General features: G+C 73.5%; 15 protein-coding genes. 11 read left to right on the top strand and 4 right to left on the bottom strand.

The features are described from left to right. Positions 1–58: 58 nt before the first annotated feature. Positions 59–1,210 (bottom strand): biotin synthase BioB, encoded by a 1,152-nt coding sequence (gene bioB / locus HCC30_RS21760; RefSeq protein WP_169444327.1) that lies wholly within the window; start codon positions 1,208–1,210, stop codon positions 59–61. A gap of 188 nt (positions 1,211–1,398) precedes the next feature. Here bioB and HCC30_RS21755 point away from each other — a divergent pair, with 188 nt between their 5' ends. Continuing rightward, positions 1,399–2,655, top strand: a complete 1,257-nt coding sequence (locus tag HCC30_RS21755; RefSeq protein ID WP_169444326.1) for an 8-amino-7-oxononanoate synthase — start codon at positions 1,399–1,401, stop codon at positions 2,653–2,655. A 14-nt stretch (positions 2,656–2,669) separates the two neighbouring features. On the opposite strand, the gene HCC30_RS21750 is transcribed toward HCC30_RS21755, so the two are convergent. Then, positions 2,670–2,909, bottom strand: a complete 240-nt coding sequence (locus tag HCC30_RS21750) for a DUF397 domain-containing protein (protein WP_169444325.1) — start codon at positions 2,907–2,909, stop codon at positions 2,670–2,672. 13 nt (positions 2,910–2,922) lie between these two features. Continuing rightward, positions 2,923–3,828 (bottom strand): helix-turn-helix transcriptional regulator, encoded by a 906-nt coding sequence (locus HCC30_RS21745; protein ID WP_169444324.1) that lies wholly within the window; start codon positions 3,826–3,828, stop codon positions 2,923–2,925. A gap of 290 nt (positions 3,829–4,118) precedes the next feature. Here HCC30_RS21745 and HCC30_RS21740 point away from each other — a divergent pair, with 290 nt between their 5' ends. Beyond that, positions 4,119–4,550, top strand: a complete 432-nt coding sequence (locus HCC30_RS21740; RefSeq protein ID WP_169444323.1) for an ATP-binding protein — start codon at positions 4,119–4,121, stop codon at positions 4,548–4,550. Between the two features lie 114 nt (positions 4,551–4,664). Here the strand turns inward: HCC30_RS21740 and HCC30_RS21735 are convergent, their stop codons facing one another. Beyond that, positions 4,665–5,612 carry a M28 family metallopeptidase gene (locus HCC30_RS21735; RefSeq protein ID WP_346776743.1) on the bottom strand — a complete coding sequence of 316 codons (948 nt, stop codon included), beginning with the start codon at positions 5,610–5,612 and terminating at the stop codon, positions 4,665–4,667. Positions 5,613–6,599: 987 nt separating this feature from the next. Here HCC30_RS21735 and HCC30_RS21730 point away from each other — a divergent pair. The 9 genes from HCC30_RS21730 (at position 6,600) to HCC30_RS21690 (ending at position 14,789) form a co-directional block, all read left to right on the top strand. After that, a complete protein-coding gene (locus HCC30_RS21730; protein ID WP_169444322.1) occupies positions 6,600–6,902 on the top strand; it encodes an urease subunit gamma in 303 nt (100 codons plus the stop codon). A gap of 16 nt (positions 6,903–6,918) precedes the next feature. After that, a complete protein-coding gene (locus tag HCC30_RS21725) occupies positions 6,919–7,230 on the top strand; it encodes an urease subunit beta (protein WP_169444425.1) in 312 nt (103 codons plus the stop codon). Further along, positions 7,223–8,944, top strand: a complete 1,722-nt coding sequence (locus HCC30_RS21720; protein WP_169444321.1) for an urease subunit alpha — start codon at positions 7,223–7,225, stop codon at positions 8,942–8,944. The genes HCC30_RS21725 and HCC30_RS21720 overlap by 8 nt, the downstream gene beginning before the upstream one ends. A gap of 121 nt (positions 8,945–9,065) precedes the next feature. Then, positions 9,066–9,734, top strand: a complete 669-nt coding sequence (locus tag HCC30_RS21715; protein WP_169444320.1) for an urease accessory UreF family protein — start codon at positions 9,066–9,068, stop codon at positions 9,732–9,734. 60 nt (positions 9,735–9,794) lie between these two features. Beyond that, complete coding sequence (ureG, locus tag HCC30_RS21710) at positions 9,795–10,493, top strand: urease accessory protein UreG (protein ID WP_169444319.1); 699 nt, start codon at positions 9,795–9,797, stop codon at positions 10,491–10,493. Beyond that, entirely contained in the window at positions 10,490–11,332 is an 843-nt protein-coding gene (locus HCC30_RS21705) for an urease accessory protein UreD (RefSeq protein ID WP_169444318.1), read from the top strand. The genes ureG and HCC30_RS21705 overlap by 4 nt, the downstream gene beginning before the upstream one ends. 134 nt (positions 11,333–11,466) lie before the next feature. After that, positions 11,467–13,134 carry an alpha/beta hydrolase gene (locus HCC30_RS21700; RefSeq protein WP_346776756.1) on the top strand — a complete coding sequence of 556 codons (1,668 nt, stop codon included), beginning with the start codon at positions 11,467–11,469 and terminating at the stop codon, positions 13,132–13,134. A 95-nt stretch (positions 13,135–13,229) separates the two neighbouring features. Continuing rightward, a complete protein-coding gene (locus tag HCC30_RS21695; protein ID WP_346776742.1) occupies positions 13,230–13,826 on the top strand; it encodes a GNAT family N-acetyltransferase in 597 nt (198 codons plus the stop codon). A 144-nt stretch (positions 13,827–13,970) separates the two neighbouring features. After that, positions 13,971–14,789, top strand: coding sequence for an SAM-dependent methyltransferase (locus HCC30_RS21690; protein ID WP_169444316.1), 819 nt, complete (start codon positions 13,971–13,973; stop codon positions 14,787–14,789). The last annotated feature ends 6 nt before the right edge of the window (positions 14,790–14,795 follow it).

Here is a 14,795-nt window from a genome sequence, read left to right as displayed (position 1 = left end):
CGGCCGGGGCCCGGGAAGGCCGGGCCCCGACGGCGCCCCGTGCTCGGGAAGGGCCCGCTCAGGCATTGGGCGGCAGCTCCGTCCCCGCGCCCCGGCGCCGCACCGACACCAGCTCGTCCGACCGCTCGGCACCGGAGCCGGCGCCCGGCGGGGGGACGGGGGCCGCCTCCGGGGAAGCTCCTGCACCGGCCTCCCCGGAACCGTCCCGCCGGTGGCCGGGGAGCGTCGTCGTCTCCGTGCCCTCGACCACGAAACCGGCGTCCGCGATCATGTCGAGGTCGGCCTGCCCCGCCTGGCCCTCACTGGTCAGGTAGTCGCCCAGGAAGATGGAGTTGGCCAGGTGCAGCGCCAGCGGCTGGAGCGAGCGCAGATGCACCTCGCGGCCGCCGGCCAGCCGCACCTCCGCGTCCGGGCACACGAACCGCACCATCGCCAGGATGCGCAGCGCGTGCTGCGGCGTCAGGTGCCACTCCTTGGCCAGCGGCGTCCCCTCGAACGGGATCAGGAAGTTCACCGGCACCGAGTCCGGGTCCAGCTCCCGCAGCGCGAACACCACGTCGACCAGGTCCTCGTCGCGCTCGCCCATGCCCGCGATCAGACCCGAACAGGCCGAAAGACCCGCCTGCTGCGCCTTGTTGACGGTGTCCACCCGGTCGGAGAAGCCGTGCGTGGTGCAGATGTCGCCGTACGTCCCCTCCGAGGTGTTGAGGTTGTGGTTGTACGCGTCCGTCCCGCAGGCGCGCAGCGTCTCGGCCTGCCCCTCGGAGAGGAAGCCCAGGCAGGCGCAGACCTCGACGCCCTCGTGCTGCTCCTTGATCGCCGAGACGGCCTCCGAGACCCGCGCCACGTCCCGGTCCGTCGGGCCGCGTCCGCTGGCGACCAGGCACACGCGCTTCGCGCCGCCGCGCACGCCCGCGCCCGCCGCCTCGACGGCCTCGTCCTTCTTCAGCCAGGTGTACTTGAGGATCTCGGCCTTCGAGCCGAGCCGCTGCGAGCAGTACGAGCAGTCCTCGGGGCACAGGCCCGACTTGAGGTTCACCAGATAGTTGAGCTTCACCCGGCGCCCGAACCACTGGCGCCGCACCTTCCCCGCGGCCGCCACCACGTCGAGCAGGTCGTCGTCGGAGGTCCCCAGCACGGCGAGTGCTTCGGCCCGCGTCGGCAGTTCGCGCCGAAGCCCCTTGTCCACAAGCGTGTTCAGCAGATCCATGGCGCTGATCATGTCCGACCCCGAGGCCCCAGGCTATGGAGAATCCCCACAACGGGCTGTCCCGGAGGTGTGGTTATTGCCACACCACGCCCCCTTCCGCGAGGGACTACCGTCTATGCACTGCATACAAAAAGCACCCGCCGCCGCTGGTGCACCGCAGCGCCGACCCGGAACGAGGAAAGCCCGCCATGACCGCGCCCGCCTCCGACACCTCCAGCGCGCCCGCACCCGGAAGCTCCCCCGAACCGGCCCCCGCCACCCCCGACGCGCCTGTCACCCCCGTCACGTCCGGCACCCCCGCGGCCGGGGGCCCCTTCGCCTGGACCGAACGGGCCCTGGCCGACCGCAGGTCGGCCGGCCTGCTCCGGGCGCTGCACCCCCGCGCCGCCGAGACGGAGGAGCTCGACCTCGCGGGCAACGACTACCTCGGGCTCTCCCGGCACCCCGACGTCACCGAGGCCGCCGCCCGCGCGGCACGCCACTGGGGAGCCGGGGCCACCGGCTCCCGCCTCGTCACCGGATCGACCCGGCTGCACGCGGCGCTGGAGGCCGAACTCGCCGAGTTCTGCGGCTTCGAGGCGGCCCTCGTGCTCTCCTCCGGCTACGCCGCCAACCTCGCCGCCGTCACCGCGCTGAGCGGCCCGGACACCCTCCTCGTCTCCGACGCCGCCAACCACGCCTCCCTGATCGACGGCTGCCGCCTCTCCCGCGCCGCCACCGCCGTCGTCCCGCACGCCGACCCCGGCGCCGTACGCGAGGCCCTCGCCGGACACGGCGGGCCCGCGCTCGCCGTCACCGACTCGGTGTTCTCCGTCGACGGCGACGCGGCCCCGCTGCCCGCGCTCGCCGCCGCCTGCCGCGCGCACGGCGCCGGGCTGCTCGTCGACGACGCGCACGGCCTCGGTGTCCTCGGCGCGGGCGGCCGCGGCGCCGCGCACGCGGCCGGGCTCGCGGGCGCGGCGGACACCGTCACCACCGTCACCCTGTCCAAGTCGCTCGGCAGCCAGGGCGGCGCGGTGCTCGGCCCGGCCCACGTCATCGACCATCTCGTCAACACGGCGCGGACGTTCATCTTCGACACCGGGCTCGCACCCGCCGCCACCGGCGCCGCGCTCGCCGCGCTCCAGCTGCTGCGGCAGGAACCGCACCGCGCAGGCCGCGTCCGCACGGCCGCGACCGCGCTGCACACCGCCCTCACCGAGGCGGGCCTGCGCGCCGTACGCCCCGACGCGGCCGTCGTCTCCGTCGCCGCGCCCTCGCCGGAGGCGGCCGTCCGCTGGGCTGCCGACTGCCGCGCCGCCGGGCTCCGGGTCGGCTGCTTCCGCCCGCCCTCCGTGCCCGACGGCGTCTCCCGGCTGCGCCTCACCGTGCGCGGCGACCTGACGGACGAGCAGCTCGCGGCGGCGGCCCGCACGGTCGCCGCCACCGCACCGCCCGCCGCCTGACGTCCCTTCCGGGTTCAGACCTCGGCGCGCCCCAGGCCGTCGAGGAACGCGTCCCACGCCTCCGCGCGGAAGCGCAGCACGGGCCCGTCCCGGTCCTTGGAATCGCGCACGGCCAGCCCGCCGGAATCCGGAACGGCCGTCTCCACGCAGTTGTTCGCCCCCGTGCTGTAGCTGCTGCGTAACCAGCCGGGACGGTCCGGCCGCGCCGGAGCCGTCGCCGGGGCCGCGTCCCCGGGGTGTCGCTGTGCGGGCATGTCGGCTCTCCCTTCACCTGCCCTCGCCGAGAGCGGCGAGGAACGCGAGTGAATCGTCGTACGACAGGGCGCGAGCACGCAGCGTGGCGAACGCGGTGCTGTACGCCCGGAGTTCGTCCTGCTGTTCCAGGTGGAGGCTACCGGTCAGGTGGTCGAGAACCACCACGTCCAGATCGGCCATGCGCGAGAATGAGAAGATCACGAAAGGCCCGGTGACGCCGATGTGCACCCCCGCGCCGAACGGCAGCACCTGCAGCCGCACGTGCGGGAGTTGACCCGCGGTCACCAGGTGCGCCAGCTGCTCGCGCATCACCTCGCGCCCGCCCACCTCCCGCCGCAGCGCCGCCTCGTCCAGCACGACGTCCAGCCGCAGCGGCCGCGCCGAGCGCAGCACCCGCTGCCGCCGCGCCCGCACCTCGACCAGCGCCGCCACCCGCTCCCGGTCCGCCTCCGCGCCCAGCGCGGCCCGCGTGACCTGCTCCGCGTACGCCGAGGTCTGGAGCAGGCCCGGGATCACGTGCGTCTCCAGCGTGCGGGCCTGCGCCGCCTCCGACTCCAGCGCGATGAAGTCCCGGTAGGCGGCGGGCAGCGCCTCCCGGTACGCCTGCCACCAGCCCCGGGCCGCGCGCCCGTCGTCCGGCGCGCCGTACGGCCCCGGCGGCCCGTCGGGCGCGGTGCCGCCGGACAGCGCGGCCAGCACCGTCCGCAGTCCGGGGTCGCCGACGCCGTAAGCGTCCAGCAGGCGTTCCAGGTCGGCCGGTTTGACGCCACTGCTGCCGGTCTCGATTCGGCTGACTTTCGACTGATGCCAGCCCACCAGCCGGGCCGCCTCCCCGCTGGTCACACCCGACTGGCCGCGCAGGCGGCGCAGTTCCGCGCCCAGCTTGCGGCGGCGTACCGCCGGAGCGTGGTGCGTCATCCTCGTCCGTCCCCCTCGTCCCGCGCTGCCGTGGCCCGTCCCGCGCGGGCCGTCCCCAGAACCGATAGGCCACAGCACCGGTCAAATGCGCTCTCTCGTCACGGAGTTCACTGCTTCGGGCGACAGATATATGCATATCCGGGGGAACGGGCGCATCGGGCGCGTGATGATGGCACTCTGTCGCGAAGCAGCCATCCGAGAGCGGTTCCGCAGCCACTGCCGCGCGGGCAGTCCGCGCAGTCCGCCGCCCCCGCGGAGACCGTCACAGGTGCGAAAGGGACAGCGCCGCCATGGCAGACCACCAGGAAGCATCCGTCACGCTGCCGAGCGCTCCCGCCTCGGTGACCGCCGCTCGGCGCTACGTCGCCGGAGTCCTCACCGACTGGGGCCTCGCGGAGGGCAGTGACGCGGCCGACGCCGTCCGTCTGATCGTCTCCGAACTCGCCACCAACGCCGTGCAGCACACCCTCGGCCAGTCCCCGGACTTCACCGTCGACGTGCTGCTGGAGCGCGAGGAACTGCTCAGCATCGGCGTCACCGACAGTCATCCGAGCATGCCGCGGCGGCTGCCCGCCGCCGTGCAGCAGGACAACGGGCGCGGCATGGTCATCGTCCGCGCCCTCGCCGCCGAGTCGGGCGGCAGGCTCACGGTCAGACCGACCGACGGCGGCGGCAAGACCGTCTGGATCTCCCTGCCCTGGGCCCCCGCCGCGCCCCGCTGACACGTTTCACCGGACGGCCCCGACGGCCTCCCGCGCGGCGGCAGTTCACCCCGGACGGCGAACGGCCCGGCCGCCGGTGAACGGGCGGCCGGGCCGGTACGACGGAGCGGGTGCCTACTTGCTCAGCTCCCACACCGCGTGCGCTATGGCGTCGCTGTGCAGGTCGAGGGCCTTCTCGTCGATGTTGCCCGAGTCGTCGCACTGCGAGTGGTAGCACTTGTCGTACGGCTCACCCGCGGTGCCGCCCCACTTCTTCGCCTGCTCCTCGGTCTTGGTCTCACCGGCGCCGGTGAACGTGCCGCCCACCGTCACCCCGGCCGCCTTGAACGAGGCGTGGTCGCTGCGGCCGTTGGTCTCCTCGGACGCCTCGGTCTCGACGTCCTTCTTGGTGAAGTAGTCCTTGAAGACCTTCTCGACGGCCGCGTCGTCCTGGTAGACGAAGTGGCCGGCGTTCGGGGAGCCGATCATGTCGAAGTTGAGGTACGTGTCGATCTTGCTCGCCCCGTCCTTGCCGAGGCTGTCGACGTACGCCTGGGACCCGACGAGTCCCTCCTCCTCGGCGCCCCACCAGCCGAACCGCAGGTGCTTGGTGGGCTTGAGGTCGGCGTCGGCGACGGCGAGGGCGGTCTCCAGGATGCCCGCCGAGCCGGAGCCGTTGTCGTTGATCCCGGCGCCCTCGCCGACGGAGTCGAGGTGGGCGCCGGTCATGACGGTCTTGTTCTCGTCGCCGCCGGGCCAGTCGGCGATCAGGTTGTAGCCGGTCGCACCGCCGTGGTCGAACTCCTGGACACTGGTCTTGAACCCGGCCTTGTCCAGCTTGGCCTTGAGGTGGTCGACCGAGGCCTTGTAACCGGGCTGGCCGTGCGCCCGGTTGCCGCCGTTCTCCTCCGCGACGGACTGGAGTTCCTTGAGGTCCTGGGTGACCTTCTCGACGGGGATGTCGGGCGCGGCCGCCGTCTCGGCCACGGTCGCCTGGGCGCCTGCGGCCCCGAGCAGCGTGACGGCGAGCGCGGCGCTGGCGGAAGCCGCGATGAGCGTACGTCGCTTGTCTCTTGCGTTCACAGTGGGCTCCGATGTGCGTGGGACATGTGGGGGGTCGTGCGGAGCTGACAACGTGCATTGACGCGGGCATGAGGATCGGCCCTCTGTTGAGGCCACGTCAAGAGCGCATAGCGGACGTGCTGTTGCGCCCAGCGGAGGGGCGCGGGCGAGCCGGCAGGTCACCGCACGAGTCTCCTGCGCCCCACGCGGCCCCGCCCGCTCCCGGAAGCAGACGGCGTACGAGGTACGCCCGGGACGGCGGGGGAGGGGCCGGACGTGACCGGATGTCAGCGGTGAAGGGGCGGCGTCAACGGCCGCCCGGGCGGCGGAACATCACGCTCCGGTCGCGGGCCCGGTCCTGTCGCCTGCGGGTTCGCCGCCCGGTTCGGCGGAACCCGTCACCCGCGCGGCCCCGGGTGGGTATCCTGGCTCCCGGCGCGCGCTCCCGTCCGGAGCGCTCTCTCCCCGCCCTGCCGCTGCTCAGCGGCCCCCGCCTGTCCCGGCCCGGCCCGCCTCCCAGTGCCCGGCCGCACCGGCCCCGCCCGCGAGGGCCCCGCTTGTGAAGGTCCGGCCCGAGACGGTCCCGGCCCGGGACGGCCCTGCCTCGACGGCCCGGCCGCGGTCCGGGGTGCCCCGGCGCGGAAGCGGACGCCGGAACGAGGGGCGAAGGGGTCGCGCGGGGTGCTCGTCGCGGGGGTGGGCGGAGGTGCCGCGGTGACGGTGTTCGGGGGGTGCGGTCAGGTGGGGAACCGGCTTGGTTTCAGGCGGGGTTGTGGGTTCGGGGCACACTGTGGCGAACATCACCAAAAGGTGTTATTTCGGGCGCGGAGCCCAGGGTTAACAAGGGTGAAACGGCACCGAAAAGGCCGCTGAAACGCCGGGCTCCTAGTGTCCGGCGGACCTGGCGGGACACGCGGAGGCGCCTGCGTGGTACATCTATCTTGTAGCGCGTCGCCGCAAGGAATCGGGCGGTCCCGCCCCGACGCGCTGATTCCGAAGTGGGAGACCATGCAACTGACCCCGCATGAGCAGGAACGCCTGCTCATCCATGTCGCAGCAGATGTCGCGTCCAGGCGCCGCGAACGCGGCGTCAAGCTGAACCACCCCGAGGCGGTCGCGCTGATCACCTCGCACGTGCTGGAGGGCGCCCGCGACGGGCGCAGCGTCGCCGAGCTGATGGAGTCCGGCCGCGCCGTCCTCGGCCGGGACGAGGTGATGGACGGCGTGCCGGAGATGATTCACGACGTGCAGGTCGAGGCCACTTTTCCCGACGGGACGAAACTCGTCACCGTCCATGAGCCCATCGCCTGAAGCGGAGCACGCCCAGATGATTCCCGGAGAGATCCTCTACGCCGACGAACCGGTGGCGCTGAACGAAGGCGCCGAACCCACCCGGCTGACCGTCCTCAACTCCGCCGACCGCCCGGTGCAGGTCGGCTCGCACTATCACTTCGCCGAGGTCAACCCCGGCCTCGACTTCGACCGCGCCGCCGCCCGCGGCAAGCGCCTCGGGATCGCCGCCGGCACGGCCGTACGCTTCGAGCCCGGCATCCCGGTCGACGTCACGCTCGTGCCCCTGCGCGGGAAGCGGATCGTCGCGGGGCTGCGCGGTGAGACGGGAGGCGCGCTCGATGCCTGAGCTGTCACGTCCGGCCTACGCCGACCTCTTCGGCCCCACCACGGGGGACCGCATCCGCCTCGCCGACACCGGCCTGCTGATCGAGATCGAGCGCGACCTCGCCGGCGGCCCGGGCAACTCCGGTGACGAGGCCGTCTTCGGCGGCGGCAAGGTCATCCGCGAGTCCATGGGCCAAGCCCGTACCACCCGCGCCGAGGGCGCGCCCGACACCGTTGTCACCGGGGTGCTCGTCCTCGACCACTGGGGCGTGGTCAAGGCCGACCTCGGCATCCGCGACGGGCGGATCACCGCGCTGGGCAAGGCCGGGAACCCGGAGACCATGGACGGCGTCCACCCGGACCTCGTCATCGGCCCCGAGACCGAGATCATCGCGGGCAACGGGAAGATCGTCACGGCCGGCGGCATCGACACCCACGTGCACTTCGTCTGCCCGCAGATCGTCGACGAGGCCCTCGCCTCCGGCATCACCACCCTCGTCGGCGGCGGCACGGGACCGGCCGAGGGCTCGAAGGCCACCACCGTCACCCCGGGCGCCTGGCACGTCGCCCGCACCCTGGAGGGCCTGGACGGGATGCCCGTCAACATCGGCCTGCTGGGCAAGGGCAACACCATGTCCGAGGCGTCGATGACGGACCAACTGCGCGGCGGCGTCGCCGGGTTCAAGATTCACGAGGACTGGGGCGCGACCCCGGCCACCATCGACGCCTGCCTGAACGTCTGCGAGAAGACCGGCGCGCAGGTGGCCATCCACACCGACACCCTCAACGAGGCCGGTTTCATCGGCGACACCCTCGCCGCCATCGCCGGACGCGGCATCCACGCGTACCACACCGAGGGCGCCGGCGGCGGGCACGCGCCGGACATGATCACGGTCGTCGGCGAGCCGAACGTCCTGCCGTCCTCGACCAACCCGACGCGGCCGCACACCGTCAACACCATCGAGGAACACCTCGACATGCTGATGGTCTGCCACCACCTCAACCCGGCGGTCCCCGAGGACCTGGCCTTCGCCGAGTCCCGCATCCGGCCCAGCACCATCGCGGCCGAGGACTTCCTGCACGATCTGGGTGCCATCTCGATCATCTCCTCCGACGCCCAGGCCATGGGACGGATCGGCGAGGTCGTGCTCCGCACCTGGCAGACCGCGCACGTGATGAAGCAGCGCCGCGGCAGCCTCCCCGGCGACGGCCGCGCGGACAACCTCCGCGCCCGCCGCTACGTCGCCAAGTACACGATCAACCCGGCCGTGGCACAGGGCCTCGACCACGAGGTCGGATCGGTCGAGCCGGGCAAGCTCGCCGACCTGGTGCTGTGGGAGCCGAAGTTCTTCGGCGTCAAGCCGCAACTGGTCATCAAGGGCGGCCAGATCGCGTACGCGCAGGTCGGCGACGCCAACGCGTCCATCCCCACCCCGCAGCCGATGCTGCCGCGGCCGATGTACGGGGCGACGGGCCGGGCGCCGGGCTCGAACTCGCTCAACTTCGTCACCGGCACCGCGCTGGAGGACGGTCTCCCCGAACGCCTCGGCCTCGGCAAGCGGTTCGCCGCGATCCGGGACACCCGGCCGGTCACCAAGGCCGACATGCGGGAGAACGACGCGCTGCCCGAGGTGAAGGTCGACCCGGACACCTTCACCGTCACCATCGACGGCGACACCGTCGACCCGCAGCCCGCGGCCGAACTGCCCATGGCCCAGCGGTACTTCCTCTTCTGACGGTCCGCCCCCGACGGACCCCTCCGGCCACCGCCGGTCCCGCGCCGCCGCGGGACCGCGGGGCCGGCCCCTCACCCCGTACCGGTACGGGGCCCCACCGAGCACCAGCGCGAGGCACCCCATGACCCGAGCAGCCCTGCTCGTCCTCGCCGACGGACGATTCCCCGCCGGCGGGCACGCGCACTCCGGCGGCGCCGAGGAGGCCGTCGAGGCCGGCCGCATCACCGACGCGGCGACCCTCGGCGCGTTCTGCCACAGCCGGCTGCACACCGCCGGCCTCGTCGCCGCCTCGCTCGCCGCCGCGGCGGCCACCGGACGGCACGACCCCCTCGGCCTCGACGACGCCGCCGACGCCCGCACCCCCTCGCCCGCCCTCCGGCACACCGCGCGCCGGCTCGGCCGGCAGATGATGCGCGCGGCCCGCGCCACCTGGCCCTCGCCCGAACTCGACGCGCTCGCCGCGGCCCGCCCGCGCGGCGCGCACCAGCCGATCGTGCTCGGGCTCGCGGCGCGCGCCGCCGGGCTCACCCCGCTCGACGCGGCGCACGCGTCCGCGTACGAGGCGGTGTCCGGACCCGCGACGGCGGTCGTCCGGCTGCTCAGCCTGGACCCCTTCGACGCGACCCGCGTCCTGGCCCGCCTCGCCCCCGACCTCGACGACGTCGCCGCCCGCGCCGTCGCCGCCGCCGCGACCGCGGACACCGACGAGCTCCCCGCGGCCTCCGCGCCGCTGCTCGACCTCGGGGCCGAGGCCCACGCGGCCTGGCAGGTACGCCTGTTCGCCTCCTAGCGCGGAGACCCCGGAGCGCGGCCGCCGCCACCGAAGACCACGACGAGAACGGAGCACGCCATGCACCTCGACCACGACCTCCCCGGCAGCCACCGGCACGCCCACAGCGCCGAGGCCGTCCGGCCCGACGGGACCCGCCGGGCGCTGCGCATCGGCCTCGGCGGACCCGTCGGCACCGGCAAGACCGCCACCGTCGCCGCTCTCTGCCGCGCCCTGCGCGACCGCTACTCGATGGCCGTCGTCACCAACGACATCTACACCCGCGAGGACGCCGCCTACCTGCTCAGCGAGGGCGTCCTGCCGCCCGAGCGGATCGCCGCGGTGGAGACCGGCGCCTGCCCGCACACCGCCATCCGGGACGACATCTCCGCCAACCTGGAGGCCGTCGAGGACCTGGAGGACGCGGTCGGGCCGCTGGACATCGTGCTCGTCGAGTCCGGCGGCGACAACCTCACCGCCACCTTCTCCAAGGGCCTGGTCGACGGCCAGATCTTCGTCATCGACGTCGCGGGCGGCGACGACATCCCCCGCAAGGGCGGCCCCGGCGTCACCACCGCCGACCTGCTCGTCGTCAACAAGACGGACCTCGCCCCCTACGTCGGCTCCGACCTGGACGCGATGGCCAGGGACGCGGCCGGACAGCGCGGCGAACTGCCCGTCGTCTTCCAGTCGCTGCGCGGCGAGAAGGGCGTCAGCGACGTCGCCGACTGGGTGCTCGCGCAGCTCACGGCCTGGAACGAAGCCCCCGCCGCCGCATGACCACGCACACCGCGACCCCCACCGCGCCGCTCCCGCACCCCCGCCCCGCGTCCGACGCCCCGTCACCCGCCGGTCCCGCGAGCGGGGTCCGGGCGCGGGCGCGGGTGACCGCCGCGCCGGACGGGCGCGGCGGCACGGCCCTCCCCGTGCTCAGCGGGGAGGCGCCGCTCGCGCTGCGGCGCACCCGCGCGCCGGGCCGCGGCGCCCGGCTCACCCTCGTCGGCGCCATGTGTGCCCCCCTCGGCGGGGACCGGCTCGCGCTGGAGGCCCGGGCCGAACCCGGCGCCGACCTCACCCTGGACGGCACCGCCGCGATGATCGCGCTGCCCGGGCGCACCGGCGAACAGGCCCACTACGACGTGCGGTTGAGCGTCGGCGAGGGCGCCCGGCTGGCCTGGCTGCCCGAGCCGCTCATCTCCGCCGCCGGCAGCGACCTGCGCCAGACCACCCGCGTCGACCTCGCCCCCGGCGCCCGGCTCGTCCTCCGCGAGGAACAGATCCTGGGCCGGACGGGGGAGGGGACGGGACGGCTGTCGACCCGGCTCGTCGTGCACCGCGCCGGACGCCCGCTGCTCGACCAGCAGCTCGACTACGGCCCCGGCGTTCCCGGCTGGGACGGGCCCGCCGTGCTCGGCGGAAACCGGGCGGTGGGTCAGATCCTGGTCGTCGACCCGCAGTTCGAGGAGCCCGGCGCGCGGCCGCGCGAGACCCGGTTGCTCGGGCCCGGAGCCGCCGTCACCCCGCTCGCCGGTCCCGCCGTTCTCGTGACGGCCGTTGCCCCTGACGGCCTTCAGCTCAGGCGGGCTCTGGAGAGCGCCGGTAGATTCACGTCTTGGTAAAGAACATCAGTACGGTCTGTCCCTCGATACGGGCGAGAAGGGAAGATCCTCCTCGCCAGCAACGTGATCCCGGATCACTCCGCCACCAGCGGGCAGCGGCCCAGGGGGAGTTACACGTGAACAGACGCAAGGCAGTGCTCGGCACGGCAGGGGCCGTCGCCGTCGGAGCCCTCGTCGCGGGCTCGATGACCGTCCCGTCGGCCTACGCCGACAGCCACGCCTCGGGGAAGGGCGCGGCGACCAGCGCCCGCTCCCAGAACACGCCCGCGGAGGCCAGGGGCACGGCGGTCGCCGCCGCCCGTGCCGCGCGCGCGGGCATCGACTGGAAGGACTGCCCCGAGGACTGGGGGGTGAAGAACCCCGTGCAGTGCGGCTTCGTCACCGTCCCGGTGGACTACGCGAAGCCCGACGGACGCACCATCAAGCTCGCCGTCGACCGGGCCGAGAGCACCGGCACCGACGAGGAGCGCCAGGGTTCGCTGATCTACAACCCGGGCGGCCCGGGCGGCTCCGGGCTCTCCTTCCCGTCCCGCATCACCGAGAAGAACCCGCTGTGGGCCAAGACCGCGAAGGCGTACGACTTCGTCGGCTTCGATCCGCGCGGCGTCGGCCACTCCGCGCCGATCTCCTGCGCCGACCCGGAGGAGTTCGTCAAGGCGCCCAAGGCCGACCCCGTCCCCGGCGACGAGGCCGACAAGCGCGCGCAGCGCAAGCTCGCCCGCGAGTACGCCGAGGGGTGCCAGGAGCGCAGCGGCGCCATGCTGCCGCACATGACCACCCCGAACACCGCCCGCGACCTGGACGTCATCCGCGCGGCGCTCGGCGACGAGAAGCTCAACTACCTCGGCGTCTCGTACGGCACCTACCTCGGGTCCGTCTACGCCACCCTCTTCCCCGGCCACGTCCGCCGCATGGTCGTCGACAGCGTGGTCAACCCGGACACCGACCGGATCTGGTACAAGAACAACCTCGGCCAGAACGTCGCCTTCCAGACCCGCTGGGAGGACTGGAAGAAGTGGGTCGCCGAGCACGACGACGCCTACGGCATCGGCGACTCGCCCGAGGACGTCCAGGACGCGTGGGAGGACCTGCGCGCGAAGGCGAAGAAGGACCCCGTCGGCGGCGTCGTCGGACCGGCCGAGCTCACCGGCTTCTTCCAGAACGCGCCCTACTACGACGAGATGTGGGCCGAGGTGGCCTCCGTCTGGTCCGCGTACCTCAAGGGCGACGAGAAGCCGCTGGTGAAGGCCGCGGGCCCGGACATGTCCGACACCGAAGGCAACAAGTCGGCGGAGAACGGCAACGCCGTCTACACCGCCGTCGAGTGCGGCGACGCCAAGTGGCCGCGGGACTGGGGCACCTGGGACCGCGACGCCGAACGCCTGCACCGGGACCACCCGTTCCTCACCTGGTCCAACACCTGGATGAACCTGCCCTGCGCCACCTGGCCCGCGAAGCAGCACGAGCCCGTCGAGGTCGGCACCGGCAAGGGCCTCCCGCCCGTCCTCATCGCGCAGTCCGAGCGCGACGCCGCCACCCCGTACGACGGCGCCGTCGAACTGCACAAGCGGCTCAAGGGCTCCCGCCTCATCACGGAGCGGGACGCGGGCTCGCACGGGATCACCAACGTCGAGAACAGCTGCATCAACAAGCGCGTCGACGCCTACCTGCTCAAGGGAACCGTCGACGACAAGGACGTCACCTGCGACCCGCACAAGGCGCCCGAGCCGAAGAAGGCCGAGGAGAAGGCGGCCGAACTCGTCCGCGGCGTCAAGGCGTCCCTGCTGCCCCCGCTCCACTGACGGCACCGTGCCGAAGGGGACGGCCGCACCCGCGGCCGTCCCCTTCCGCACACCCTGCCGGGGGCCCGCGGAGGGGCCGGGGCAAGAATGAGCCCGTGCCGCAGACGAACAGCCCGACGAGGGCGACCCACGACGACGCCGGAGCCGTCGGCCGCATCCTGGCCCGCGCCTTCGACGACGACCCGATGATGCGCTGGTTCTTCCCCGCCGAGGCCGATCGGCAGGCGGGGCTGGCCCGTTACTTCACCACGATGTTCACCGGCCTGTACCTCCGGCACGGGCTGTGCGAACGCACCGGCGGAGCGGCCGCGTTCTGGGTGCCCCCTCAGGCCCGCGAGGCCGCCGTACCCGACGCGGAGACCGCCGGCGCACTCCAGGACATCCTGGGCGACCGGGCCCCGCTGTTCCGCGCGGCCGTCGAGGCGGCGGGCGCGCACACCCCCGCCGAACCCCACTGGTACCTGGCGCTCCTCGGCGCCGACCCGGACGTCCGCGGCCGTGGCCACGGCGCGGCCCTGCTCCGCTCAGGACTGGCCCGCGCCGACGCCGCCGCCCTCCCCGTCCACCTGGAGTCCTCCAAGCCCGCCAACATCCCCGTCTACACCCACTTCGGCTTCACCGTCCTCGGCGAATTCCCCCTCCCCGGCGGCGGCCCGCCCCTGTGGGCCATGCGCCGGGCGGCGGGGGGCTGAGCGCGCCGGCTCCTTCGCGCCGTCCCGTCAACCCCCCGACTACTTCGGCCGGTTGACGTCGTGGGTGGGGGTGTCCACGTGGGAAGCTTTTCGGTGCGTGGCCGAGGGGCCCGCGGGAGGGCGAGGAGAGCCGGAGCATTGCGGATGCGGGAGCAGCAGGCCGTGGCGGGGGTGGACGTGAACACCCCCAGCGCGGCCCGGATGTACGACCACTACCTGGGCGGCAAGGACAACTACGAGGTCGACCGGATCGCGGTCGCCGAGCTGGACAGACTCGCCCCGCACACCCGCGCCGTGGCGCTCAACAACCGCCGCTTCCTGCAACGTGTGGTGCGGGTGCTGGCGGAGGACTTCGGCGTGCGCCAGTTCCTGGACCACGGCTCCGGGCTGCCGACGCAGGACAACGTGCACCAGGTCGCGCAGCGCGTGGACCCGGACGCGCGGGTCGTGTACGTCGACAACGACCCGATCGTGCTGGCCCACGCCCGCGCCCTGCTGGAGGACAACACCCGCACGGCCGTGGTCCAGGCCGACTTACGGGACACGGAGGCGATTTTCGGTCATCCCGAGGTGAACCGGTTGTTCGACCTCTCGCAGCCGGTGGCGGCCCTGTTCGTGTGCGTCATGCACTGCGTCGGGGACGAGTCCGACTTCGGCGGCCCGGCCGACGTCGCGCACCGCACCGTGGACCGCATGGCACCCGGCAGCTTCATGGTGCTCAACCAGCTGGTCAGCGCGGACCCCGACGTACGGGACGCGGTCAGCTCGTTGATGCGGACGGCCACCGGCGGCCAGTGGGGCCGGGTCCGCGAGGAGCACGAGGTGGACCGGTGCTTCGAGGGCCTGAAGCCGCTGGAGCCGGGCCTGTGCCGGATCAACACCTGGCGGCCCGAGACGGACTTCTCGTACTGGCCGGAGGCGGCGGACTGGTACGAGTACGGCGGCGTCGGCCGCAAGCCCTGACCCTGG

Source organism: Streptomyces sp. HNM0574 (assembly GCF_012726235.1).
Classification (GTDB): Bacteria; Actinomycetota; Actinomycetes; order Streptomycetales; family Streptomycetaceae; genus Streptomyces.
Note: the sequence above shows the minus strand (reverse complement) of the source record. Positions and strands in the feature narration are given on the sequence as shown.